General features: G+C 72.2%; 21 protein-coding genes. 16 read left to right on the forward strand and 5 right to left on the reverse strand.

Annotated elements, in window-relative coordinates:
• Window positions 1-7 precede the first annotated feature (7 nt).
• Entirely contained in the window at window positions 8-1030 is a 1023-nt protein-coding gene (locus F1615_RS16725; RefSeq protein ID WP_149549770.1) for an NADP-dependent oxidoreductase, read from the reverse strand.
• 93 nt (window positions 1031-1123) lie between these two features.
• On the opposite strand from F1615_RS16725, the gene F1615_RS16730 reads away from it, so the two are divergent.
• Window positions 1124-1567, forward strand: a complete 444-nt coding sequence (locus F1615_RS16730; protein ID WP_149549771.1) for a MarR family winged helix-turn-helix transcriptional regulator — start codon at window positions 1124-1126, stop codon at window positions 1565-1567.
• Window positions 1568-1598: 31 nt separating this feature from the next.
• Here the strand turns inward: F1615_RS16730 and F1615_RS16735 are convergent, their stop codons facing one another.
• Complete coding sequence (locus F1615_RS16735; RefSeq protein WP_208818335.1) at window positions 1599-2399, reverse strand: SCO2400 family protein; 801 nt, start codon at window positions 2397-2399, stop codon at window positions 1599-1601.
• A 241-nt stretch (window positions 2400-2640) separates the two neighbouring features.
• Here F1615_RS16735 and F1615_RS16740 point away from each other — a divergent pair, with 241 nt between their 5' ends.
• The 8 genes from F1615_RS16740 (at window position 2641) to F1615_RS16775 (ending at window position 13098) form a co-directional block, all read left to right on the forward strand.
• On the forward strand, window positions 2641-3804 hold the full coding sequence (locus F1615_RS16740; protein ID WP_149549772.1) for a mandelate racemase/muconate lactonizing enzyme family protein: 1164 nt from the start codon (window positions 2641-2643) through the stop codon (window positions 3802-3804).
• Window positions 3801-4805 carry a zinc-dependent alcohol dehydrogenase gene (locus tag F1615_RS16745; protein WP_149549773.1) on the forward strand — a complete coding sequence of 335 codons (1005 nt, stop codon included), beginning with the start codon at window positions 3801-3803 and terminating at the stop codon, window positions 4803-4805. Before F1615_RS16740 ends, F1615_RS16745 begins: the two co-directional genes overlap by 4 nt.
• 137 nt (window positions 4806-4942) lie before the next feature.
• On the forward strand, window positions 4943-5911 hold the full coding sequence (locus F1615_RS16750) for a hypothetical protein (protein ID WP_149549774.1): 969 nt from the start codon (window positions 4943-4945) through the stop codon (window positions 5909-5911).
• 134 nt (window positions 5912-6045) lie between these two features.
• A complete protein-coding gene (gene chvE / locus F1615_RS16755; protein WP_208818336.1) occupies window positions 6046-7158 on the forward strand; it encodes a multiple monosaccharide ABC transporter substrate-binding protein in 1113 nt (370 codons plus the stop codon).
• Between the two features lie 33 nt (window positions 7159-7191).
• Entirely contained in the window at window positions 7192-8742 is a 1551-nt protein-coding gene (gene mmsA / locus F1615_RS16760) for a multiple monosaccharide ABC transporter ATP-binding protein (RefSeq protein WP_149549776.1), read from the forward strand.
• Window positions 8739-9980 (forward strand): multiple monosaccharide ABC transporter permease, encoded by a 1242-nt coding sequence (gene mmsB / locus F1615_RS16765; RefSeq protein ID WP_149549777.1) that lies wholly within the window; start codon window positions 8739-8741, stop codon window positions 9978-9980. The genes mmsA and mmsB overlap by 4 nt, the downstream gene beginning before the upstream one ends.
• Before the next feature lie 53 nt (window positions 9981-10033).
• The gene (locus F1615_RS16770; RefSeq protein WP_149549778.1) at window positions 10034-11194 is read left to right on the forward strand and encodes an aldose epimerase family protein; all 1161 of its coding nucleotides are present in this window, start codon (window positions 10034-10036) and stop codon (window positions 11192-11194) included.
• Window positions 11195-11352: 158 nt separating this feature from the next.
• Window positions 11353-13098 carry a pyridoxal phosphate-dependent aminotransferase gene (locus F1615_RS16775; RefSeq protein ID WP_149549779.1) on the forward strand — a complete coding sequence of 582 codons (1746 nt, stop codon included), beginning with the start codon at window positions 11353-11355 and terminating at the stop codon, window positions 13096-13098.
• 45 nt (window positions 13099-13143) lie between these two features.
• Here F1615_RS16775 and F1615_RS16780 read toward each other — a convergent pair whose 3' ends face one another.
• The gene (locus tag F1615_RS16780; RefSeq protein ID WP_149549780.1) at window positions 13144-13566 is read right to left on the reverse strand and encodes a winged helix-turn-helix transcriptional regulator; all 423 of its coding nucleotides are present in this window, start codon (window positions 13564-13566) and stop codon (window positions 13144-13146) included.
• 86 nt (window positions 13567-13652) lie between these two features.
• Here F1615_RS16780 and F1615_RS16785 point away from each other — a divergent pair, with 86 nt between their 5' ends.
• On the forward strand, window positions 13653-14471 hold the full coding sequence (locus F1615_RS16785) for an NAD(P)H-binding protein (RefSeq protein WP_149549840.1): 819 nt from the start codon (window positions 13653-13655) through the stop codon (window positions 14469-14471).
• Window positions 14472-14532: 61 nt separating this feature from the next.
• On the opposite strand, the gene F1615_RS16790 is transcribed toward F1615_RS16785, so the two are convergent.
• Window positions 14533-15183: a DUF4360 domain-containing protein gene (locus tag F1615_RS16790; RefSeq protein ID WP_149549781.1), complete on the reverse strand. Its 651-nt coding sequence runs from the start codon at window positions 15181-15183 to the stop codon at window positions 14533-14535.
• 296 nt (window positions 15184-15479) lie between these two features.
• Between F1615_RS16790 and F1615_RS16795 the strand changes: the two genes are divergently transcribed.
• Window positions 15480-18254, forward strand: a complete 2775-nt coding sequence (locus F1615_RS16795) for a glycoside hydrolase family 35 protein (RefSeq protein WP_149549782.1) — start codon at window positions 15480-15482, stop codon at window positions 18252-18254.
• Window positions 18255-18277: 23 nt separating this feature from the next.
• Here F1615_RS16795 and F1615_RS16800 read toward each other — a convergent pair whose 3' ends face one another.
• On the reverse strand, window positions 18278-19783 hold the full coding sequence (locus F1615_RS16800) for an alpha-N-arabinofuranosidase (RefSeq protein ID WP_149549841.1): 1506 nt from the start codon (window positions 19781-19783) through the stop codon (window positions 18278-18280).
• A gap of 273 nt (window positions 19784-20056) precedes the next feature.
• Here F1615_RS16800 and F1615_RS16805 point away from each other — a divergent pair, with 273 nt between their 5' ends.
• The 5 genes from F1615_RS16805 to F1615_RS16825 all read left to right on the forward strand — a co-directional run bounded on the left by F1615_RS16805 (window position 20057) and on the right by F1615_RS16825 (window position 25704).
• Entirely contained in the window at window positions 20057-21283 is a 1227-nt protein-coding gene (locus tag F1615_RS16805; protein ID WP_149549842.1) for an MAB_1171c family putative transporter, read from the forward strand.
• Between the two features lie 109 nt (window positions 21284-21392).
• A complete protein-coding gene (locus F1615_RS16810) occupies window positions 21393-21899 on the forward strand; it encodes a toxin (RefSeq protein WP_244328768.1) in 507 nt (168 codons plus the stop codon).
• Window positions 21896-23080 (forward strand): MAB_1171c family putative transporter, encoded by a 1185-nt coding sequence (locus tag F1615_RS16815; protein WP_149549784.1) that lies wholly within the window; start codon window positions 21896-21898, stop codon window positions 23078-23080. The genes F1615_RS16810 and F1615_RS16815 overlap by 4 nt, the downstream gene beginning before the upstream one ends.
• A 31-nt stretch (window positions 23081-23111) precedes the next feature.
• On the forward strand, window positions 23112-24311 hold the full coding sequence (locus tag F1615_RS16820; protein WP_149549785.1) for an MAB_1171c family putative transporter: 1200 nt from the start codon (window positions 23112-23114) through the stop codon (window positions 24309-24311).
• Window positions 24301-25704, forward strand: a complete 1404-nt coding sequence (locus F1615_RS16825) for an FAD-dependent monooxygenase (protein WP_149549786.1) — start codon at window positions 24301-24303, stop codon at window positions 25702-25704. Before F1615_RS16820 ends, F1615_RS16825 begins: the two co-directional genes overlap by 11 nt.
• The last annotated feature ends 23 nt before the right edge of the window (window positions 25705-25727 follow it).

Raw genomic sequence — 25727 nt, forward strand, 5'->3', positions numbered from 1 at the left:
GGGATCGTCAGAGCTTGACGATCATCTTCCCGGTGTTGTCGCCGCGCAGGACGCCGAGGAACGCCTCGAGGTTGTTCTCGATGCCCTCGACGACCGTCTCGCGGTACTTCAGCTCACCCGAGCGCACCCACGGCCCGACCTCCTGGACGAACTGCGGCTGGAGGTCGTAGTGGTCACCCACCAGGAAGCCCTCGATGCGGCCCCGGGTCTGGATCAGCCGGGCGAGGTTGCGCGGGCCGGGCGCGGGCTCGGTGTTGTTGTAGACGGAGATCATGCCGCAGACGGCGATCCGGCCGCCGTGGTTGAGGGAGCCGATGGCCGCCTCCAGGTGGTCGCCGCCCACGTTGTCGAAGTAGACGTCGATCCCGTCGGGGGCGGCGGCGCGCAGCTGGTCGCTCACGGAGCCGTTCCGGTAGTTGAACGCGGCGTCGAAGCCGTACTCCTCGACGAGGAGCCTCACCTTCTCGTCGGAGCCGGCCGAGCCGATCACCCGCGAGGCCCCCTTGAGCTTCGCGAGCTGCCCGACCTGGCTGCCGACGGCGCCCGCGGCACCGGACACGAAGACGGAGTCGCCCTCCTTGAAGGAGGCGGTGCGCAGCAGGCCGGCGTAGGCGGTGAGCCCGGTCATGCCCAGCACGCCCAGGTACGCCGAGAGGGGCGCGGCCTGCGGGTCCACCGTGACGGCGTTCTTCGCGGCCACGACGGCGTACTCCCGCCAGCCGAAGAAGTGCAGGACGTGGTCGCCGACGGCGATCCCCTCGGCGTTCGAGGCGACGACCTCGCCGACGGCCCCGCCCTGCATGACCTTGCCCAGCTCGAACGGGGCGACGTAGGACTTGGCGGCACTCATCCGGCCGCGCATGTACGGGTCGACGGAGAGGTACATGTTCCGTACCAGGACCTCGCCCTCACCCGGTGCGGGCACCTCCGCCTCGACGAGGGCGAAGTCCTCGGGCTTCGGCCAGCCGACGGGCCGGCTCAGCAGATGCCACTCGCGGCCGGTGGCGGGGGGCGTGGGGGCGTCGGACATGACCGGGCACCTTTCCTCGAAATACTTCATTACCTGAAACAACCATGCGGCTGAATATTTCAGGATGTCAAGCAAGTGGGTACCCTGGAGAGCATGGCCACACCCCGCACCACGCCCAGCCGCCCCGACGCCCTCACCCTGGAGGTCGTCGAGCTCATCGGTTCGGTGGTGGCCCGCTACCACGAGGAGTACGAGGAGGCGGCCGCCGGTCACGCGCTGACGGGCGCCCAGGCGAGGCTGCTGAGCCTGCTGTGCCTGGAGCCGCTCCCCATGCGGAGGCTGGCGCAGCGGCTGAAGTGCGAGCCGTCGAACGTCACCGGCATCGTCGACCGGCTGGAGTCGCGGGGCCTGGTGGAGCGCCGTCCGGACCCGGCGGACCGGCGCGTGAAACTGGCGGCCGCGACGCCGGAGGGGCGGCAGGTGGCGCGGAACATGCAGAACTCCCTGCGGTTCGCGCGCGAGCCGCTCGCGGGGCTGTCGGAGGAGGAGCGGGTGGCGCTGCGGGACGCCCTGCGCAGGATGCTGAGCGCGGACTGAGCGGCGCGCTCCGCGGGAGCCGGCGGTCGGCTCAGGTGCACCACCACAGGAACCGGTCGCAGGTCCGCGTGGGTTCCGGCTCCGGTTCGGGCTTCTCGGTGGTCGGCTCCGGCTCCGGGGTCTCCGGTCCGGTCGGGGGCTCTGCGGACGGAGGCGTCGCCGGGTCGGCCGGGGGCGTGGTCGCGGGCGCCGACGAGGCGTCCTCCGCGGTCTCCTCCTCCGCCTCCTCCGACTCCTCGCTCTCGGGTGACGCGGAAGGCGACGGCGAGTCGGACGCCCCGGGGCCGGGGGACACGCCGGGCGTCCGGGTGGGCGCGGCGCCACCGGCCTGCCCGGTCGGCTCCACCTTCGCCGACCCGCCGTCGGGCGACTCCCCGGCCGCCGCCGGTTCCGGCTTCGGTCCGGGCGCGTCCAGCCCGAGTTCCGCGAGGCTCAGTCCGCCTGCCGCGAGGACGAATCCGGCCGCGATCAGCAGGGTGCGGTTCCGCCGTCGGCGGTGCGCCGCGGCCTTGCGGTCCCGGCGGCTCTGCCCCGGCGACGACCCCCCGTCCTCCGGCCCACGCCCCCGGCGCCGGGCGGCACGACGACCCCGCGGCTCCTCGTCGTCACATTCCCGTGACTCCCCGCCGTAGCGCCCGGCGGGCTCGTCGACGGGTTCCCCGTCCTCCGCCGCTCCCGCGTCGTCCGCGGGTGCCTCCGCTCCGGCCCCGTACCCCTCGGGCGCGGCGGGCTCCTGCGGCGGGTGGGCGCGGAGCGTCTCGACGGGCGTGCCGCAGCCGGGGCAGGCCAGGGCGCCGTTGAGGTGCCGTCGGCACGGGTGGCAAAAGTCCATGACGCGGGAAGGTTAGGTTCCGGTCCGCTCCGCTTCCTAGGCCTTGCTGTGAAGGTTTGGTGCGGACCATTGCCCATAGGTTTCGAAACTGCCGAAACCGTTATGCGCGTGACCCATTGACACCCCCGCCACCCCGTCCTTACTGTCACGCCAGCATTTCGAACGTGTGACGAAATATCGAACACGTCGAACCGCAGGCACCGATGACAGGGTCCACAACCGCAGCGAGGGGCGAACTGCCGTGCGCATCACCGGAATCAGCACACACGTGGTCGGGACGCCGTGGCGCAACCTGACGTACGTCCAGGTGCACACCGACGAGGGCATCACCGGAGTCGGCGAGACCCGGATGCTGGGCCACACCGACGCCCTCCTGGGTTACCTGAAGGAAGCCGAGGTCAACCACATTCTCGGCGCCGACCCGTTCGCTGTCGAGGACCTCGTCCGCCGGATGAAGTACGGCGACTACGGCCGCGCCGGCGAGATCGTGATGTCCGGTATCGCCGTCGTCGAGATGGCCTGCTGGGACATCAAGGGCAAGGCCCTCGGTGTGCCCGTCTGGCAGCTGCTCGGCGGCAAGGTCACCGACAAGGTGAAGGCGTACGCCAACGGCTGGTACACCACCGAGCGCACCCCGGAGGCGTACCACAAGGCCGCGCGGACCGTGATGGAGCGCGGTTACCGGGCGCTGAAGATCGACCCGTTCGGCACCGGTCACTTCGAACTCGACCACCGGCAGACCCTGTACGCCGTCTCCCTGATCGAGGCGGTCCGCGACGCCATCGGCCCCGACGCCGAGCTGATGCTGGAGATGCACGGCCGGTTCTCCCCCGCCACCGCCGTCCGCCTCGCCAAGGAGCTCGCGCCCTTCCAGCCGGCCTGGCTGGAGGAGCCGGTCCCGCCGGAGAACCTCAAGGCGCTGGAGAAGGTCGCCGCCAAGGTCGACATGCCGGTCGCCACCGGCGAACGCATCCACGACCGCATCGAGTTCCGCGAGCTGTTCGAGAGCCAGGCGGTCGACATCCTCCAGCCGGACGTGGGCCACATCGGCGGCATCTGGGAGACCCGCAAGCTCGCGGCGACCGCCGAGACGCACTACATGCTGGTCGCCCCGCACAACGTCGGCGGCCCCGTGCTCACCGCCGCCTCCCTCCAGGTCGGCTTCACCTCACCGAACTTCAAGATCCTGGAGCACTTCAACGACTTCGCGGACGCGGAGATCAAGAAGGTCGTCAAGGGCGCTCCCCAGGTGAACCCGGAGGACGGCTGCTTCCACCTCTCCGACGCCCCCGGCCTCGGTGTGGAGCTGGACGTCGACGCGGCGGCCGAGTTCCCGCAGCAGCAGGCCCGGTTCGACCTGTGGGCCGAGGGCTGGGAGCAGCGCAAGCCGAAGGGCACGAAGTGAGCACCGCCGTCGTCGTCGACGGACCCGGCGAGCACCGCCTGGTCCCGCACGAGCCGCGCGAACCCGGTCCCGGCGAAGCCCTGATCGGCGTCCACGCGGCCGGTGTCTGCGGCAGTGACCGCGAGGTGTACCAGGGCAACCGGCCCGAGGGGTACGTGCGTTACCCGCTGACGCCGGGTCATGAGTGGTCCGGGACCGTGCGGCGGGTGGGCGCGGGGGTGCCGGGGTCGCTCGTCGGCCGCAAGGTCGTCGGTGAGGGGTTCCGCAACTGCCAGGTCTGCGACCGCTGTCACGCCGGCGAGACGACCCTGTGCTCGGCGGGCTACGAGGAGACCGGGTTCACCCAGCCGGGTGCCATGGCCGCCACGCTGACCCTGCCCGCCCGGCTGCTGCACGTCCTCCCGGACGACGCCGACCTGAGCGCCGCCGCGCTCCTCGAACCGGCCGCCTGCGTCGCGGCCGCCGCGCTGAAGGCGAACGCGGTGCCCGGTGAGCGGGTCGCCGTCGTCGGCACGGGCACGCTCGGCATGTTCGCCGTGCAGTTCCTGAGGGCGACCTCACCGTCCGAGCTGCTGGTCGTCGGCACCCGGGGCGACCGGGAGGCCCTGTCGCGGCAGTTCGGGGCGACCGGCTTCCGCACCAAGGACGGGCCCCTCCCGGACCACTTCGACGTCGTGATCGAGACCGCCGGATCCGCGGACGCGGCCCGTACGGCCGCCTCGCTGCTGAGGCGCGGCGGGCGGCTGGTGCTCACCGGCATCCCGGCGCCGGGCGCCGACGGCCTCGACCCGACGGACCTGGTCGTCCGGCAGCTGGAGGTGCACACCGTCTTCGGCGCGCCGCCGGACGCCTGGGCGCACACCGTGCGGGTGTTCGCCGCCGGGCTGCTCGATCCGCTGCCCCTGGTGACCCACGAGCTGCCGCTCGACGGGTTCCCGGAGGCCATCGAGCTGGCCGGGTCCGGCGACCCGAAGGTGGGCAAGGTCCTCCTGCGTCCCTGAACCCACGCCGGTACGGCCTGACGGGTTCCGTACCGGCGTCCCACCCGCCTTCCCTTCCACTCCCTCGCTCCGGACCCGCCCGACGCGCACCCCGGGCCGCGAACCTCGTCCGAAATATCGAACACAAAGGACACCCTGTGACCGACGCTTCCGCCAAGGCGCCCCGCCGGCCCGGTGAGCAGGCGCTCACCGCGCTGGGCCTGGGCGCACCCGCCCTCGATCCCGCCGACGCCTCGCCGCACACCTTCCCCGGCGGCGGCCGCTGGCGCACCGAGATCCCCTCGTGCGAGGGGCCCGAGGCGCTGGCGGTGGTCCTGAAGGAGGCCTCGCGCCTCGATGTGCCGATCCACCGGATCAGCCAGGGCAGCGGCGTGTGGATGCTGACCGACGCCGAGATCACCGAGATGGCCGAGGCGACCGCGGAGCGGGACATCGAGCTCTGTCTGTTCACCGGCCCGCGCGGCACCTGGGACATCGGCGGCTCGATCCGCACCGACTCGCACGGCGCGGGACTGCGCGCCCGGGGCCACGACGCGGTCGCCGGCTGCGTCGAGGACGCCGTACGGGCGACCGAACTGGGCGTCAGGTGCCTGCTGGTCGCCGACGAGGGCGTGCTGTGGACGCTGCACCGGGCGCGGACGGCGGGACTGCTCCCGGCCGACACCACCCTGAAGGTCTCGGCGCTCGTCGGGCCGGTCAACCCGGCCTCGTACGCGGTCTACGAGCGGCTCGGCGCCGACTCCGTCAACGTGCCCTCCGATCTGACCCTGGCTCACCTCACCGAGATCCGCCGGGTCTCGGCCGCCCCGATGGACATGTACATCGAGGCCCCGGACGACCTGGGCGGCTACGTGCGGATGTACGAGGTCGCCGAGCTCATCCGGCGCGGCGCCCCGCTGTACCTGAAGTTCGGCCTGGCGAAGGCGCCCGGGATCTACCCGTACGGGCACCACCTGCGCGAACTCACCCTGGCCACCGCGAAGGAACGGGTGCGGCGCGGCCGGCTGGCGCTGGACCTGCTGGCCCGCCACGGCGCGGACGGCGACATGGCACCGCTCGGCACCCGGCTTCCCGGCGAACTGAGCCGGTTCGACACCTCCTCATAACGTTCCGGAAAAGCGGCTTCACAGAAGTGGACACAGCCGCGCACAATCCCACACACCCGCTCCCGGCTCCTGGTCCACCCCGCACAGCGCCCCGCTCGCCAGACCGATCTGCCCACACATCAAGGATGATGATCATGCGTAATCGCAGAGCCGCACTCGCCGCCCTGGCCACCGCCGCCTCGCTCGCCCTCACCCTGACCGCCTGCGGCCAGAACAGCGAGGGCGGCAGCGAGGAGGACAAGGGGAGCTCCGAGGGAGCCACCGTCGGCATCGCGATGCCGACCAAGTCCTCGGAGCGCTGGATCGCCGACGGCAACAACGTCAAGAAGCTCCTGGAGGACAAGGGCTACAAGACGAAGCTGGCCTACGGCGAGGACGACCCCGACCAGCAGGTCGCCCAGATCGAGAACATGATCACGCAGGGCGTGAAGGCCCTGATCGTCGCCGCGATCGACAACAAGTCGATGAACAACGTCCTGCAGCAGGCCAAGGACGCCGACATCCCGGTGATCTCCTACGACCGCCTCATCCTCGGCACGGAGAACGTCGACTACTACGCCTCGTTCGACAACGAGAAGGTCGGCGAGCTCCAGGGCACCTACATCGTCGAGAAGCTCGGCCTGAAGGACGGCGGCAAGAAGGGCCCCTTCAACATCGAGCTGTTCGCCGGCTCCAACGACGACAACAACACGCGCTACTTCTTCCAGGGCGCGATGAACGTCCTGCAGCCCTACATCGACAAGAAGCAGCTCGTCGTCAGGTCCGAGCAGACCGAGCTGAACCAGGTCACCACCCTGCGCTGGGACGGCGGCACCGCGCAGAAGCGCATGGACGACATCCTGACCTCCGCCTACCGCAGCGACCGGGTGGACGCGGTGCTCTCGCCGTACGACGGCATCTCCATCGGCATCCTGTCCGCCCTGAAGTCGGACGGCTACGGCGGCAAGGACAAGCCGCTGCCGGTCGTCACCGGGCAGGACGCCGAGGTCGCCTCGGTGAAGTCGATCATCGCCGACCAGCAGTCGATGACCGTCTACAAGGACACCCGCGAACTCGCCAAGGTGGCCACCGGCATGGTCGACGCGCTGCTCAACGACAAGAAGCCGGAGACCAACGACACCAAGACCTACGACAACGGCGCGAAGGTCGTCCCGGCCTACCTGCTGGAGCCGGTCGCGGTGGACAAGGAGAACTACCAGGAGGCCGTCGTCGACTCCGGATACATCAAGGAAAGCGACCTCAACTGACCGCCGGACCACCACGGATTGGAAGGCACGACCATGGCGGGACCCGTCCTGGAGATGCGCTCGATCGTCAAGACCTTTCCCGGCGTCAAGGCGCTGTCGGACGTCAGCCTGACCGTCCGGCAGGGCGAGGTCCACGCCATCTGCGGCGAGAACGGCGCCGGCAAGTCGACCCTGATGAAGGTCCTCTCCGGCGTCCATCCGCACGGCACCTACGAAGGGGAGGTCCTCTTCGAGGGGGAGGTCTGCCGGTTCAAGGACATCCGGGCCAGCGAAGAGCACGGCATCGTGATCATCCACCAGGAGCTGGCCCTGGTGCCCTACCTCTCGATCGCCGAGAACATCTTCCTCGGCAACGAGCACGCCACGCGGGGCCTCATCAACTGGAACGAGACCCTCAGGCACGCCACCGCACTGCTGCGCCGGGTCGGGCTCGACGAGCACCCGGAGACCCGGGTCGCCGACATCGGCGTGGGCAAGCAGCAACTGGTGGAGATCGCCAAGGCGCTGTCGAAGAAGGTGAAACTGCTCATCCTCGACGAGCCGACCGCGGCGCTCAACGACGAGGACAGCGGCAAACTCCTCGACCTGATCCTGCAGTTGAAGGAACAGGGCATCACCGCGATCATCATCTCCCACAAGCTGAACGAGATCCGCAGGGTCGCCGACTCGGTGACGATCCTGCGGGACGGGCGGACCATCGAGACGCTCGACGTCAAGGCCCCGGGGACCACCGAGGACCGGATCATCAGCGGAATGGTCGGCCGCGACCTGGAACACCGCTTCCCGGAGCGCACCCCGCACCACCCCGAGGAGGGCGCCGCCCCCGCCCTGGAGATCCGCAACTGGACGGTGCACCACCCGATCGACCAGCAGCGCAAGGTCGTCGACGACGTCTCGCTGACGGTCCGGCGCGGCGAGATCGTCGGGATCGCCGGCCTGATGGGCGCCGGCCGCACCGAGCTCGCGATGAGCGTCTTCGGCCGCACCTACGGCCGGCACGCGGGCGGCACGGTCCTCAAGGACGGCAGGGAGATCCGTACGAAGACCGTCCCCGAGGCGGTCGGGCACGGCATCGCGTACGTCACCGAGGACCGCAAGCACTACGGCCTGAACCTCATCGACACCATCAACCGCAACATCTCGCTCAGCGCCCTCGGCAAGGTCGCCCGGCGCGGTGTCGTGGACGAGCACGAGGAACGGCAGGTCGCCGAGGGCTTCCGCACCTCCATGAACATCAAGGCGCCGACGGTCTTCGAGCCGGTGGGCAAGCTGTCCGGCGGCAACCAGCAGAAGGTCGTGCTCAGCAAGTGGATCTTCGCCGGTCCCGATGTGCTGATCCTCGACGAGCCGACGCGCGGCATCGACGTCGGCGCCAAGTACGAGATCTACACGGTCATCGACCGGCTGGCCGCCCAGGGCAAGGCGGTCGTCTTCATCTCCTCCGAACTGCCCGAGCTGCTCGGCATGTGCGACCGCATCTACACGATGGCCGCAGGAAGGCTGACCGGTGAGTTCTCGCGGGCCGAGGCCTCCCAGGAATCGCTGATGCGTCAGATGACGAAGGACAAAGAGGTATCCCGATGAGCACAGTCACCGACAAGAACCCGGCTGCCGCGCCGCCGGGCGGGAACGGGACGGGCAGCGGCGCGGGCCTGCTCCAGCTGATGCTGGACGGCATGCGCCGCAACATGCGGCAGTACGGCATGCTGATCGCGCTCGGCCTGATCGTGGCGCTGTTCGCGGTGTGGACCGACGGCGACCTGCTGCTGCCGCGCAACGTCTCCAACCTGGTGCTGCAGAACAGCTACATCCTGATCCTCGCGATCGGCATGATGCTGGTCATCATCGCCGGCCACATCGACCTGTCGGTCGGCTCACTGACGGCGTTCGTCGGCTCGATGGCCGCGGTGTTCATGGTCAGGAACGACCTGCCCTGGCCGCTCGCGGTGGCGCTGTGCCTGGCCGTGGGCGCCATCGCCGGCGCCGTCCAGGGGTGGTTCATCGCCTACGGCGGCATACCGTCGTTCATCGTGACCCTCGCGGGCATGCTGACCTTCCGCGGTCTCACCGAGATCTTCCTGGAGGGCCAGACCCTCGGCCCCTTCCCCAAGGGCCTGCAGAAGGTCGCCAACGGCTTCATGCCCGAGGTCGGGCCGGACACGAACTACCACAATCTCACGCTGCTCCTGGGCTTCGCCCTGATCGCGCTGGTCGTCCTGCAGGAGGTCCGCGACCGCAGGCGCCAGAAGGAGTTCGCCCTCGACGTCCTGCCCGCCAGGCTGTTCCTGCTGAAGCTCGTCGCGCTCGGCGCCGCCGTCCTCGTGGTGACGATGCTGCTGGCCAGCTACAAGGGCGCCCCGATCGTGCTGCTGATCCTCGGCGCGCTGCTCGTCGGCTTCGGCTACGTGATGCGCAACGCCGTCATCGGCCGCCACATCTACGCCATCGGCGGCAACCTGCCCGCGGCCAAGCTGTCGGGCGTGCGGGACAAGAAGGTGACCTTCCTGGTCTTCCTGAACATGGGCATGCTCGCGGCCCTGGCGGGTCTGGTCTTCGCCGCCCGCTTCAACGCGGCCTCGCCCAAGGCCGGCCTCAACTTCGAGCTCGAGGCGATCGCCGCCGCGTTCATCGGCGGCGCGTCGATGGCCGGCGGTGTCGGCACCGTGCTCGGCGCCATCATCGGCGGCCTGGTCCTGGGCGTGCTGAACAACGGCATGAACCTCGTCGGCATCGGCACCGACTGGCAGCAGGTCATCAAGGGCCTGGTGCTCCTGGCGGCGGTCGGCTTCGACGTGTGGAACAAGCGCAAGGTCGGTTCGTAGGTCAGCTCGGGCCCCGCCGGACGGCGGGGCCCCTTCCTCTTCGGGAGCCGCACATGGAACTGAGCAGACGCACGGTCATCGCAGGAGCCTCGGCGGCGGCGGCCGGTGTCGCCGCCACCACCGCCCTGGGCGGTACGGCACACGCTTCGCCGGGCGGGGGGAAGCCGGTGAGGACGCTCTTCGGCCGGCTCGCGGACGGCACCAAGGTCCACAGCTGGTCGCTGGAGAACGGCGGGACCCGGATGAGGGTCCTCTCCTACGGCGGCATCGTCCGGTCCCTGGAGATACCCGACCGGCGCGGCCGCCGCGCCAACGTCTCCCTCGGCTTCGGCACCCTCGAGGAGTACGTCGCCTCCAGCCCGTACTTCGGCGCCCTGATCGGCCGCTACGGCAACCGCATCGGCAAGGGCCGCTTCACCCTCGACGGCACGCCGTACCAGCTCTCCGTCAACGACGGGGAGAACAGCCTGCACGGCGGCGCCCAGGGCTTCGACAAGCGGGTCTGGGACGTCGAGCCCTTCACCCGCGGCTCCGACGTCGGCCTGCGGCTGTACCACACGTCGGTCGACGGCGAGATGGGCTACCCGGGCACGCTGCGCACGAAGGTGACGTACACCCTCACCCGCGGCGGCGACTGGCGCGTCGACTACGAGGCCACCACCGACCACGCCACCGTCGTCAACCTCACCAGCCACGTCTACTGGAACCTGGCGGGCGAGGGCGGCGGCTCGGTCCACGACCACGAGCTGTCCGTCGCCGCCTCCCGGTACACACCGGTCGACCAGGGGCTGATCCCCACGGGCGAACTCGCCCGGGTCGCGGGCACCCCCTTCGACTTCCGGCGGGCCAAGCCGGTCGGCCGGGACATCCGCACCGCGCACCAGCAGGTGCTGTACGGGCAGGGCTTCGACCACAACTGGGTGCTCGACAAGGGGGTCACCGCCCGTCCGGAGCACGTCGCGACCCTGCGCGACCCGTCCACCGGCCGCACGCTGAGGATCGCCACCACCGAGCCCGGACTGCAGTTCTACTCCGGCAACTTCCTCGACGGCACCCTCGTGGGAACGGGCGGCCGGGTCTACCGGCAGGGCGACGGGCTGTGCCTGGAGACCCAGCACTTCCCGGACTCGCCGAACCAGCCGTCGTTCCCCTCGACCGTGCTGCGGCCGGGGCGGACGTACCGGACGACGACGGTCCATTCGTTCGGGGCATGAGTCCCGGGGGTTCGCCGCCGTCACATTTTCCTCACATGAGCTGAACGGCGGCGTGCCCCCCTCCGTACTCCTGGGTGGCCCGTGCTCCCCCGCGCGGGCCACCCAGGCATGACGGACCCGTCACGTCCCCGGCGGGCCCGCCGCACACGGAGGTTCCCTTGGCCGACAACGTCACCTCGTTGTTCCGCAGCACCGCGGCGCACAGCCCGTCGATGGCGGCGCTGACACGGGAGAGCGACGGGGCCGGCCCGGTGGACTTCTGCATCCCCTGCAACCCGTACTTCCCCACCCCCGCCATGTTCGAGGAGATGGCGGTCCGGCTGCGCGACATCATCACGTACTACCCGAGCAGCGCCGACACCATCACCGCCGAACTGTGCAGCCTGCTCCAGCTCCCGCCGCAGTGCGTGGCGATGGGCAACGGGTCCACGGAGTTGATCACCTGGATCGACCACCTCCTGGTCCGCGAGTCCCTCGCCGTCCCCGTCCCCACCTTCGGACGCTGGACCGACCAGCCCATGGAGACCGGCAAGCGGGTCGACATGTTCCCGCTCCAGGAGGCCGGCGGCTTCGCCCTCGACCTCGCGCAGTACGCCGAGTTCATCCGGGCGCGCGGCACCCGGGTCGCCGTCATCTGCAACCCGAACAACCCCGACGGCGGCTTCCTCCACAAGCACGCCGTGGTGCAGTTCATGGACGCCATGGCCGACCTGGACCTGGTGGTGATCGACGAGTCCTTCCTGGAGTTCGCCGACGCCGAGGCCGAACCGAGCGTGGTGCAGGAGGCGATGCTGCGGCCCAACGTCGTCGTGCTGCGCAGCCTCGGCAAGAACTTCGGCCTGCACGGCATCCGCTTCGGCTATCTCGTCGCCAACCCGGCGCTGGCGGGACGGGTCCGCTCCAGGCTTCCCAAGTGGAACCTCAACTCCTTCGCCGAGCACGTGGTGTTCATGCTGAAGGAGCACGGCGCCGAGTACGCGCAGAGCCTCCACCAGGTCCGCCGCGACCGCCTGGACATGTCGGGCCAGCTCTCGTCGCTCCCCGGCCTGACGGTCTACCCCTCCCAGGGCAACTTCCTCTTCGTGCGCCTGCCCGTCGGCGCCGAGGGAACGGTGGTCCGGGACCGCATGCTCACCGAGCACCGGATCCTGGTGCGTGAGTGCGGCAACAAGATCGGCTCGTCCAGCCGCTTCCTGCGTCTCGTGGTGCGCCCCCAGGTGGACGTGCGTCGCCTGGTGTCCGGCCTGGAACAGGTGCTCTACGGGACGTCCAGGAGGGGAGCCGCCGTGCCCGAGCAGGCCACAGGGACCGGCTACAGCTCGGGCACGGCGGCAGTCGACCGTCTGGTGAGCGAGACCAACGGGGCGGGCATGCGGGGGATCGCCGCGCGGGCCGCCGGCGCTCCGGGGCCGGCCGCCGCTCCGTCCGTCGGCACCGGCATGCCGCTCCCCGCCGCCGCGTCCACCGTGACGGCGGAGCCGGCCGGCGGGATGGCGGTGCCGGCCGCGGCCTCGGCGGGGGTGCGGGCCGTGCCCCAGCCCGTGCCCCAGCCGTTTCCCCAGCCGTTCCCCCAGCCCGTGCCCCAGCCGTTCCCCCAGCCGGCACCTCCGCCCGTACCCCAGCAGGTGCCGGTTCCTGAGCCGGTCCCGCAGCCCGCCCCGATGCCGGCCGCCGCCCAGCCGCTCGCGCCCGCGGCGCAGGCGCCGACGCCCCCGGCGGCGTACCCGGCACCGGACCGGTTCCCGCCCCCCACCGGCCCCACCCCACCCGGTGTCCCCGCCCGCGGCGGCCTGACGGCCGCCCAGGTCAGGGGCACCAACGGTCTGTCCACGGCCCCGGCGACGGGCTGGCCGGGCCCACAGGCCGCCTGGCCCAACGCGGCGGGGATGGGCCAGGCGGGCTGAGGAGAACCGAACCACGTGCGCGTCAATGGCCCGCGCAGCCCTCCGTCAGCGGATGTCGTGGCCCGGGTGCGCCCGGTCGTACGCCTCGCGGGCCTCGGCGATGGCGGTGCGGTGGGACAGCGACCAGTCGGCGAGGGCCTTGACCAGGTGGGTGAGGCCGGCGCCGGTGCCGGTCAGGCGGTAGTCGACACGGGCCGGGACGGTCGGGTACACGGTGCGCAGCACCAGCCCGTCGCGCTCCAGCCTGCGCACCGTGAGGGTGAGCATGCGCTGGGAGATGCCCTCGATCGCGCGCTGCAGTTCGCGGAACCGGCGTGGTCCGCCCGCGAGTTCGACGATCACGAGTACGGACCACTTGTCCCCGATGCGGTCCAGGACGTCGCGGATGCCGCAGTCGGGGTGGTCCTCGCCCCCGCAGGGTTCGAGTGCGGCGGGGGTGGCGGTTACCCCCGTGTGCGTGGGTGACATCGAACTGCCTTCTTGTGGCCGGTGGACGTGCGGTCGAGGATCAAGCGTAGTTACCGATGAGAACCACGACGGAGGACTGCGACCCCATGATTCTGGTCACCGGAGCGAACGGGAACCTCGGTTCGGCCACTCTCGCGGCGCTCCGCGCCCGCGGCATCGCCGCGACGGGCGGCAGCCGCACTCCGGGTGAGGGGATGCGGCGCCTCGACTTCGACGACCCCGCGAGCCTCGACCTCGCCGGGGTGTCGGCCCTGGTGCTGGTCTCCGCGGGGTACGCCGAGGACGACCAGGTCGTCCGGCGGCACGCGGCGGTCCTGGAGGCCGCCGTCCGCCACGGCGTCGGCCACGTCGTCTACACGAGCCTGACCGGTGCGGGCGACCATCTCGGTTTCGCCCTCGCGCACCGGGCGACCGAACGCCTCGTGCGGGCGAGCGGACTGCCCTGGACGATCCTGCGCAACGGCCTCTACGCCGAGCTCTTCGGGGGCCTGCTGATGTGGGCGGGCCCCGCGGGCGACGCGCTGGAGTCCCCCTTCGGCGACGGCGCCCTGGCCGCGGTCGCGCGAGCCGATCTCGCCGAGGCCGCGGCACTCGTCGCGGCGGATCCGGCTCGGTACGACGGGCGCGTGCTCGACCTGGTCGGCACGCCGGTCACGGCGGGACAGGTGGCCGGGCGGCTGGGGGTGCCGCACCGCACCATCGGCCTGGGCGAGTACCGGCGCAGGCTGCTCGAGGAGGTGCCGGGGCTGCTGCCGTTCCAGCCGCCCATGCTCGCTTCGATCGCCACCGGCGTCCGGCACGGTTTCCTGGACGGCTCCGGCCCCGGCCTCACGGACCTCCTGGCCCGCCCGGCCCGCGACCCGCTGGACGTGGCCGCCGCGGCCGCCCGTGCCACGAGACCGTGAGCGGGCGGGGCGCGGGCGGGTCCGCACGGACGTGCGGGCCCGCCCGCGCCGCAGCGGCCGGTCAGTCCTCCGGGCACTCCTTCCAGGCGAGGTGGTACACCGTGCTGATGTCTCCGTCCGTGGAGTCCATCGTCATGAAGCTGACCTCGTCGGGGGACGACGTGCCGGCGCTCACCCGCAGCTCCGTGTTGATGTTGAAGTTGCGCTGGACCCCGCAGGGCGCGTACACGAGCTGCGCCCAGTCGGTCTGGTCCGTGGCCTGCCAGTTGTCGTCGTAGGGGCCCGCGAAGGGGTGGGTGCGGTACTCCGTGTTCGGGGAGCCCTGGAAGTAGTACGACGCCCTCTGCGTGCCCTTGGCGCCGGGCTGGAGCGAGGCGAAACCCCGGTAGTCCGCGCCGGCGATGGCGTAGGTGAAGCCCTGGGGGACGTGGACGAGCAGGCTGAGCTGGCAGTTCTTGCGGAACGCCGTGGGGTCGGAGCTCCCGCCGGCCTGGGCGAGGTAGTCGCTGTACGTCACGGTGAACGCGGTGTTGTCGGCCGAGACGGCGACGGCCGCCGTGCCCTGGGGGCATCCCGAGCCGTTCACGGTGGCGACCTTGATGACGATCTTGTCCGGCGGCGGGTCCTCGAAACCGGTCGACGGGTTGTGCGCGGGTAACGCGGCGGTGAGGAGCGCCGCCACCGCGGCGCCCATGAGCAGGCCACCAGCCATGATTCTCCGTCCTTGGGTGGGGGGTGTCGGTTGAAGCGTCATGTACACGCCAATCAGACGGGCACATGTGCTCCCGGCCCCGTGAAGGAGGCATGGAGGTGCGGTGAAGACCGGGAGCGCTCGCATCGTATGGAGCGCCGCGACCGGGTGACAGAGCGAACTCCGGCCATTCACTTCCGTCCTGACCCGGCGTGACACAAGGGACGTACCGGGTCCGCCGTGTGAACGGCGGGGTGCCCGTTCGTGGACAATGGCCCACCGGCACCGCGTGTGGCACCACAACAGGAGGCGCTCCCTTGGAGCTCAGCAGGCGCACCTTCACCGCCCTGGCCGGCACGGCCGCGCTCGGTCTCGCGCTGGCCGGCAGCGGTGGGGCGGCGACCGGCACGCACGGGCCGCGCAGCGTGCCGACCGGCCCGCCTCCCCCTCCGCCGAGCGCGGACGGAAGGCGGCACCGGGTCGGCTTCGACGGGTACTCGCTGCTGGTCGACGGCCGGCGCCTGGTGCTGTGGTCCGCCGAGATGCACCCCCACCGGCTGCCCAGCCCGTCCCTGTGGCGGGACGTCCTGCAGAAGCTGCGCGCCCACGGGCACAACGCGGTCAGTGTCCCCGTGCCGTGGAACCACCACTCCCCCGCGCCCGGAACGTACGACTTCACCGGCGTGCGGGATCTGAACCTGTTCCTGAACACGGCCGCCGAGGAGCGGCTGTACGTCGTCCTGCGTCCGGGTCCGTACCTCGGCGCCGACGTGGACGCCGGGGGCCTGCCCGGGTGGCTGACGGCCGTCGACGGGAGCGCGCGGACCGATGATCCGGAGTATCTGCGGCACGTCGACGAGTGGCTGAGCGCCGTCAACTCCATCGCCGTACGGCACCTGTTCACCGCGGGCGGCGGCACCGTGCTGCTGTACCGCGTCGAGGACGGGTACGGGACGCCCTCCGACGATCCGGCCCGGCGCGCCTACGCGGCCCACCTGTACGCCAGGACCCGCGCCGACCGCATCGACGTACCGCTGTTCCACGGGGACGGGCACTTCGGCCACCGCGAGGGCGGTTCACCGGCGCCCGGGTTCCGCTCCGACGCCGGGCACGAGCGGCGCGGTCATCTGACCGACCTCGCCCACGGGATCACCGCGCACAGCGTCCGTACGGTGTTCGGCGGCACCCCGTGGGGGTGGCTGTCCGGGACGGGCGCCCCCGGCCCGCACGACCGCGGGGCACCGATCGACGAGGGCCGCCGGCCCACGGCGGAGATGGCCCCGCTCCAGCAGTTCGGGCATCTGCTGCGGACCGTGCCCGACCTCGCCCGGCTGGATCCGGCGGGTGAGGTGCGGGCGGCGGACGAACGGCTGACGGTGTACCACCTGGCCAACCCGGACACCGGCGCCCGGGTGTACGTCGTGCGCAACGACTCCGGCGAGCAGGTCCGTTCGATGCTGCCGGGCACCGGCATCGAGGTGCCGGTCACCGTGGCGCCGGGCGACGCCAGACTGCTCGTCTCCGGGCTGGACCTGGGCCGGCGGAAGCTGGCGTACACCACCGCGCAGCCCATGCTGAGCATGTCCGCCGGGCGGCTGGACGTCGCCGTCTTCGTCGGCCGCGGCGGTGAGCAGGCACAGGTCGCGCTGGACTGCGGCGTCCAGCCGGAGGTCCTGCGCGCGGACACCGAACCCGCCTGGTCCTACGACCGGGGCAGGCTGAACGTCGTCGCGCCGCTCGGCAGGGGCGGGCTGAGCCGGGTGCTCGTCAAGGGCGGGGACACCGACGTCCCCCTCGTGCTGCTGTTCGCCGACGACGCGACCGCGCTGCGCCTGTGGCCGTACGAGACCCCGTCCGGCTCCCTGCTGGTCTACGGACCGGCGATGCTGCGCTCCGCCACCCTGCGCGGCTCCGCTGTCCATCTGACCGGCGACGTCGTCGACGAGACCGGGGTGGAGGTGTGGGCGCCGCGCGGCATCACCTCCGTGACCTGGAACGGGCAGCCGGTGCGCACCTACCTCGGCCGGGCCGGCAGTCTGGTGATGGAGGGGATGATGCCGGGCGCGCCCGCGGTGGCGCTGCCGGAGCTCACCGGCTGGCGGCGGCGGGGCGGGAGCCCGGAGTCCGACCCGGACTTCGACGACTCGGCGTGGACGGCGGCCGACCGCACGACGTCGCACAGCACCACGCCCGTGCCCGGGGACGGGCCCGTCCTCTTCGCGGACGACTACGGCTTCCACTACGGCGACGTCTGGTACCGGGGGCGGCTGACGGACACGCGCGGCCTCACGTCCGTGTCCCTGTCCTGCCGCACCGGCCCGCACGGGCTGCTGATGGCCTGGCTGGACGGGCATCCGCTCGGGACCCACCGCATGCCGGTCCCGGACGGGGACACGGCCGGGAAGGGCACCCGGACGGCCACGGCCGTCCTCGCCGTGCCGGAGAGGCTGCGGGGGCGGGGGCGGCACGTGCTGTCCGTGCTCGTACGGCCCATGGGGCACGACGGGGACGAGCGGGCGAGGGACCCGCACAAGGCCGCGCGCGGACTCGTGTCCGTCGCGTTCGAGGGCGGCTCCCGGGACGTGGAGTGGCGGATCCGGGGTGCCGTGGCGCCGGACCGGGCGCGCGGACCGCTCAACAACGGCGGGCTGCACGGGGAGCGGCACGGCTGGCACCTGCCGGAGCACGACGACCGGGACTGGCGGGCCGTGGACCTCCCGCGCGAGGAACGGCGGCAGGGCGTGGCCTGGTACCGGACCGACTTCCGGCTGGACGTCGATCCGGACATGGACGCGTCGGTCGGGCTCACCCTGGAGGACGATCCCGAGCGCGCCTACCGCGTCCAGGTCTTCCTCAACGGCTGGAACATGGGCCAGTACCTGAACGATGTGAGCCCGCGGCGCACCGTCGTCCTGCCGAACGGGATTCTGCGCACGCGGGGGACCAACACACTGGCCCTGGCGGTGCTGTCCGACGGGACCACACCCTCGGGGCCGCGCGACGTACGGCTGACCCTGCTGGGCGCGGCGCGGGGCGGTGTTCCGGTGGAGGTGGTGGAGCCGGCGGGGACGGTGGACCCACCGGGGAGGTGAGCCCACCGCCCGTGCGGCCCGGCTCACGCCAGCCGGATCACGTTCCAGGACAGCGGCTCCAGCACGGCCGAGAGGCGGCCGCCGTCCAGGGTGGTGCCCCCGGCCGGGTGCGGAGTGACCCGCTCGGGCTCGGCGAGGGTGTTGCGGGCGTCGGGGTCGGCGTCGGAGAGGACGCTGTGCTCGACGACCGAGGTGAGCCCGAGACCGCCCAGCGCCACCTCCAGCGGCAGCGGCTCGGTGCGGCCCCGGTTGACGGCGAACACCGTCACCGTGCCGTCCCCGGCGCGTACGGCGGTGGCGTGCAGCAGGTCGGCCTCGCCGTACCTCCGCGTCTCGTACGTCGGTGAGTCCACGCGGACGTCGAGGACCTCGCCGCGGCCGTACTTCGAGGCCTGGGCGAACGGGTGGAACGTCGTCTGCCGCCAGGCCGGACCGCCGGGCTCGGTCATGATCGGGGCGATCACGTTGACGAGCTGGGCGAGGCAGGCGACGGTCACGCGGTCGGCGTGCCGGAGCAGCGCGATCAGCAGCGAGCCGAGGACGACCGCGTCGGTGACGCTGTAGTTGTCCTCCAGGATGCGGGGCGCCTCGGGCCAGTCCAGGGCACCGACCTGGGCCTCGGTGCGGGACATGTACCAGACGTTCCACTCGTCGAAGGAGAGGTTGATCTTCTTCTTGGACTTGAGGCGGGCGCCGACGTGGTCGCAGGTGGCGACCACGTTCTCGATGAAGGACTCCATGTCGACGGCGGAGGCGAGGAAGGAGTCGACGTCGCCGTCGTGCGGCTCGTAGTAGGCGTGCAGGGAGATGTGGTCGACGAGGTCGTACGTCTCCTGCAGGACCGTCGCCTCCCATGCGGCGAAGGTCTCCATGGACTGGCTGGAGGAGCCGCAGGCGACGAGTTCGACGCCGGGGTCGACCCGGCGCATGGCACGGGCGGTCTCCGCGGCGGCACGGCCGTACTCCTCGGCGGTCTTGTGGCCGGTCTGCCAGGGGCCGTCCATCTCGTTGCCGAGGCACCAGAGCCGGATGCCGAAGGGGTCCTTGTCGCCGTGCCCGGCGCGCAGGTCCGACCACGCGGTCCCCGAGGGGTGGTTGGCGTACTCCTGGAGTTCCAGGGCCTCGGCGACGCCCCGGGTGCCGAGGTTGACGGCCATCATGGGTTCGGCGTGGGGGCCGATCTTCCTGAGGAACGCGATGTACTCGGAGAGGCCGAAGCGGTTGGTCTCCGTGGAGCGCCAGGCGAGGTCGAGACGGCGGGGGCGGTCCTCGACGGGGCCGACGGAGTCCTCCCACCTGTAGCCGGAGACGAAGTTGCCCCCGGGGTAGCGGATGGCCGTCACCCCCAGTTCGCGCACGAGGTCGAGGACGTCCGTGCGGATGCCGTCCGCGTCCGCGGCGGGGTGGCCGGGTTCGAAGACGCCGGTGTACACGCAACGGCCGAGGTGTTCCACGAACGAGCCGAAGAGGCGGGGGTTGACCTCCCCGACGGTGAAGGCGGGGTCCAGGGTGAAACGGGCGGTACGCAACAGGGTCCTCTCCATGGCCGGGACGGCGTCATCGGGCCGGGGTTGCCGGCCGGCGGCCGACGGCCCGCCCGGCCCGGCCCCCCGTGTTCGGTATGTCGACACATGCTCGCAACATCGAACGGGACCGTAAGGGTGACGCGCGGACGCGTCAATGGGTCGGGCACGAACCCGGGAGGCGACTTCTCCGTAGGCGTACTCGCATGACGCGGGCACATCCGGCCGCGTAGGCTCGAACGGCCTTCAGTGCGGCGGCCGATGAGAGCGAGGGACGCGATGGGGTTCGCGGACGCGGCCATGGGCCCGGCCTCGTTCCTCAGTGAGCTCTACCCGTCCTTCTGGTGGATCCCGGCCGTCGTCCTGGCCGCCGCCCTGGCGATCAAACTGCCGACGATCATCCGGCTCTGGAACGACCCCCTGCTGCGCGCGGTCGGCGGCCTGCTGCTGCTCGCCTGCGCCGTGTTCGTGTTCGTCGCGCCCTCGACGATCGTCTGGGTCAACCGGGTCACCGGGGTGCCCAACATCTCGGCGCCCTGGGTGTACTCACTGCTCACCGCGTTCTGCGGCTCCTGTCTTGTGCTGATCATCGCCTGGCGCGACGGCCCGTCCGAGCGCTCCGCCGCCACGCGCCGGGCCACCCGCCGGGTCCTCGTCGCCTACGGCGGCGTGATCGTGGCGCTGTGGGTGCTGTTCGCCCTCGCGGACGTGCCCGTGGAGCGGACCCGGGACCTGGACACCTACTACGCCACGACGCCGTTCATGCGCGAGGAGATCCTGCTGTACCTCCTCGCGCACACCACCGCCGTCCTCATCACCTCGAAGCTGATCTGGAACTGGATCCGCACCGACGGACTCGACGCCTGGCTGCGCTGGGGACTGAAGTTCCTGGGCATCGGCTACGCGCTGAACCTCGCCTTCGACGCCGCCAAACTCACGGCCGTGGGGGCGCGCTGGACCGGGAACGACCTGGACTGGCTCAGCCTCGACGTGGCGCCTGCCCTGGCCTGCCTGTCCGCCGTGTCGATCGCCGTCGGCTTCATCCTTCCGCACGCCGGCCAGTACCTGCACGAGCGCTGGCGGATCCGCCGCGCCCACCGCGGGCTGCGGCCCCTGTACCTGCTGATGCGGACCGTGCACGGCTCCGGCCTGCCGTTCGTGCTGCGCGCCGGCCCCGAACTGCGCCTGACCCGGCGCGAGACGTTCATCCGCGACGTGCTGCTCCCGCTGGCCCGGCGCACCGACGAGCGGCTGCGCGAGCGGTCGTACGCCGCCGCGCTGGGCCTGGGATGCGCGCCGGAGCGGGCGAGGGCCCTCGCCGCGGCCGTGGTGATCCTCGACGCGGTCGACGCGGGCCCCGGCGGGGACGGCGGCCACGACCCCGACACCACGGAGCTGCTCCGCGAGATCGGGGACGTCTCGCGCGCCCTTCGCCACCCCGACCTGATCCGGGAGGTCCGCGCCCGCGCGGCGGCACCCGGGGACACCGTGGCGGTCACCGAGTGACCCTCACGCACGGGGAACTGGCCGGAAGGGCACCCGTCTTGGCATATTGCACAGGTGACCGAGCGACGACCGGGGAAACGGGGAGACAGCGGTGCGTACCAGGAAGGAGATGCGTCGACTCGCTGACGCCCTCATCGACCCCATCCGGGTGCCGGTGCCCGCGGACCCCGAGGTGCTGTTCGAGGCACTCGTCGCCTCCGTCAGCGCGTGGCGGGGACGGGACGTGGTCGTGCACCGGGCTGCGTTCCCGCCGCACACCGCGAGCGGGCTGTGGCTGGAGCGCGAGGAACACGACGACGTCGTGGTGGACGAGCGGGCCGCCGTGTGGCACCAGATCGTCATCTTCTGCCACGAGGTGTGGCACATGAGCCGCCGGGAGGCGGACGCGGGCGCCGGCGAGGGGCCGCTGCCGGTCGCCGCGCGCACCGACTTCAGTCTGGCCGAGGAGCAGGAGGCCGACCGTTTCGGCATGCTGATGGGCCGTCGGCTGCGCACCTGGCTGGAGGCGTCCGCCGGGTCGGTGTACACCGTGGAGGGGGGCGCCGGGCCCGGGGACCCGCAGGATCTCGCCGGACGCATCGGGGCCGCGCTCAACTACCGCGGGACGAAGAGATGACCGGCCTCCTCAACTACGTCAGCTGCGGGGTGCTGTGGCTCGGGCTGCTGGTGAAGGCGCCCGATCTGCTGCGGCACCGGCGTGATCCGTATCTGCGGGCGATCTGCGCGGTGCTGGGCCTCGCGGGGCTGTGCTTCTTCCTCGGGGCGCCGCCGACGGTGGGCGCCGTCAACCGGCTCGGCGGGGTGCCCAACCTGGCGGCACCGGTCACCTACGTGGCGATCACCGGGTACTGCGCCGCCTCGCAGGTGCTGATCGTGCACTGGCGGGGAGGGCCCCGGGTGCACCGCACCGCCCGCCGCTGGATGCTCGCCTACGCCGTGGTCGTCCTCGGCATCGCGGTGACGTTCGCCCTCGGCGACGCGCCCGTGGAGCGCCGGACCGACCTGGACACGTACTACGCGACGACCCCGTACCTCGCCCAGATGATCGTGCTGTACCTGCTCGCGCACCTCATCACCGTGACCGTCACCACGGTCTCGTCGCTGCGCTGGGCGCGCCGGGTGCGGGGCGGGCTGCGGGCGGGGCTGGTCCTGCTCGGGACCGGTTCGCTGTGCGGGGCCGGCTACAGCGTCGCCAAGCTGGTCGCGGTGGGTGCCCGCTGGTCCGGGCGCGACTGGTCGGCGCTCAGCACCACCGTCTCCCCCGCCGCCGCCGGTCTCGGTGCCCTGCTGACGGTCGTCGGGGTGCTGGTCCCGCTGGCGGTGCCCCGGGTCGGCGAGTGGCGGCGGGCCCGGCGGACGTACGCCCGGCTGGGACCGCTGGAGCGGACGCTGGAGGATCTGCTGACCCGCCGGACGCTGCGGCTGCCCCGGCCCAGGTTCGCCTCCCCCACCACCCGGCTGATGTGGCGCCAGACCAGCATCCACAACGCGCTGAGCCATCTCGACGCCTACTTCGACCAGGACCTGTACGACCGGACCCGCTCCGGTGTGCTGGCGGCGACGGACGACCGGGAACGGGCCGAGGCCGCGGCCTGGGCGGCGGTGATCACCGCGGCGGTACGGCAGGAGGCGGACCCGGGACGGCGGCTCCCGCCGTCCGACGGCACCGGCCGGCTGCTCGGCCGGGTGCCGGAGCCGGCCGTTCTCGCCCGGATCGCCGACGCGCTGGCCGGCACCTCCCCGGTGCCCGTCGCCCCCGCCGTGCCGAGCGGTACGACGACGGCGGGGACCGCGTGAACCGGGGCCCGGACGAGAGGAGCAGGCCGACGTGAGTCTCGTCGTCTACCTGGCGGCCTTCGTCTTCGGGATGACCTCCGTGCTGCTGTTCCGCCGCCCGCGCAGGGCCATGCGCAACCCGCTGACCGTCTCCACGTGCGCGGCGATCGTCCTCGGGGCGCTGGTCTTCGTGTGCGCGGCCCCGGCCACCCTGTCCACCGTCAACGAGCTCACCGGCGTCCCCAACTTCGGGGCCCCGCTCACCTACGGCATGCTCTCCGCGTACAGCTGCGCGGTGCTGGTGCTGCTGATCAACTGGCGGGGCGGTTCCCGTGAGCGGGTACGGCGCGGGGTGCTGCGCACCGTCGCCGCCTACGGCCTGCTCATGGTCGCCATCGTCGTGCTGTTCGTGCTCGCCGAGGCGGACACCGAGCGGCTGACCGACCTCGACACCTACTACGCCGGCACGCCGTTCATGCGGGAGATGATCCTGCTGTACCTGATCGGGCACAGCGCGGCGATGCTGGTGATGTGCGCCGTCTGCGTCAAGTGGGGGCGCGAGGTCGACGGGCCGCTGCGCGCGGGGCTGCGGCTGATCCTCGTGGGGGCGCTGCTGGACGTGGTGGGCTTCCAGGCGGCCAAGTACACCGCGATCGTGGCCCGTTGGACAGGCCACGACCTCGACTTCCTGTCCACCACGGTCGCCCCGCCGATGGCCTCGCTGGCCGCGCTGCTGTGTTCGGCGGGGTACCTGCTGCCGTCCGCGGTCGCCCAGTGGCGGGCGCTGGGCGACCACCGGCGGCTGGCCCCGCTGTGGTCCCTGGTGAAGTCGGCGTCCACCGCGCCGAGGCCGCCGACCGACTGGTGGCAGTTCCCCCAGGCCCGGCTGCAGTGGCGTGAGGTGTCCATCCACGACGCGCTGCTCGCGCTGGCGCCGTACTTCGACCACCGGCTCCGCGAGCGGGTGCGGGACTCCGCCCTGCGCGCGGGCCGCTCCCCCCACGCGGCGCGGCTCGCGGCGGAGGCCGCCATGCTCGCCGACGCGGCGCGGCGGGCCGCCGCCCGCGAGGAACCGCCCGAGACCGGCGGCACCTACCGGCTGCACGCCACCGAGGTCTCCGGCACCGGCGGGCTGGTGGAGCTGGCCCAGGCGCTGCACCGCCCGCCCGCCGGGAGCGCCGCGCCCGACGGCGGCGTGCCGCCCTCCCTGCCCGGATCCATGACCGAACCCGAGGAGCCCCATGTCGCGTAGAGCTGTCGTCATCGGTGCCGGTCTGGCCGGCATGCTGGCCGCGGCCGCCCTGTCCGCCGCGGGTGCGGACGAGGTGATCGTGCTGGACCGGGACGAGCTGCCCGAGGGGCCGGAGCACCGCAAGGGGCTGCCGCAGGGGCGGCACGCGCATCTGCTGATGGCGGGCGGCCTGGACGCCATGGAGGACCTGCTGCCGGCCGCGCGGCTGCGCAAGCGGCTGCTCGCCGCCGGGGCGCACGAGATACCGCTCAGCTCGGGCATGCTGGCCCTCACGCCCGACGGCTGGCTGCGGCGCTGGCGGCGCGAGGGTCCCGCCATGCTGACGTGCACCCGCGCGCTGCTGGACTGGGTGGTGCGGGAGGCCGTACTCGAACAGACGACGGTGCAGGTCCGCAGGGCGGCGGCGGTGGGCCTGACGGGGTCCGCGGACCGGGTGCGCGGGGTGCGCGTCGCGGCGCCCGGCGGGGACACGGACCTCGACGCGGACCTGGTCGTCGACGCGAGCGGGCGCGGGACGCGGGTCGTCAGCTGGCTGGACGGGCTCGGGCTGTCCGGGGTACGGGAGCGCGCGGTGGACTCCGGGCTGGTCAACGCGTCGCGGATCTACCGGGTGCCGGAGGGGGCGGAGCGGTTCCCGCTGACGGTCGTGCAGCCCGATCCCTTCGTGTCCCGGCCGGCCCGGAGCGCGATGGTCATGCCGGTCGAGGGAGGCCGCTGGCTGGTGAGCTGCGGTGGCTCGCGCGGTGGTGAACCGCCGGCCGACCCGGAGGGGTTCCTGCGGTACGCGCTCGACCTGCCCGACCCGATCGTGGGGCGGCTGATCTCCGGTGCGGAGCCGCTCACGGACGTGCATCTGAGCCGGTCGACCAGCAATGTGCGGCGCTACCTGGAGAAGCTGCCGCGCTGGCCGGAGGGGTTCGTGGTGCTGGGGGACGCGCTGGCCACGTTCAACCCGGCGTACGGGCACGGCATGTCGGTGGCCGCGTTCGGCGCGCGGGTCCTCGACCGCGAGCTGGCCCGGTCCGGCGGTCTCGGCGCGCCCGGTCTCGCGCGGCGGGTGCTGCGGGGTGCGGCGCGTGCGGCGGACCCGGCGTGGGCCATGGCCGTCGGCCAGGACGTGCTGTACCCGGACGTACGGGGTGGTCGTCCGACGGTGGCGGACCGGGTGGTGACGGCGTACACCCGCCGGATGATGAAGGCGGCGACGGGTTCCTACGCGGCGGCGTCGGTGATCTGGGACGTCACGAGTCTGCGTACGCCGCCGACGCGGATGTTCCGGCCGGGGGCGGTGCTGGCGGCTGTCGCCGGGTCTCCGTTGCCGCCGTCTGTCGAGCCGCCGCTGACGGCGGGCGAACGGGCCGTTCTGCGGGCGCTGGACCGCACCGGGGCGTGACAGAACGTTTCCTCGCCCCCACC

It is taken from the genome of Streptomyces marokkonensis (assembly GCF_008312835.1).
GTDB classification, from domain to species: Bacteria; Actinomycetota; Actinomycetes; order Streptomycetales; family Streptomycetaceae; genus Streptomyces; species Streptomyces marokkonensis_A.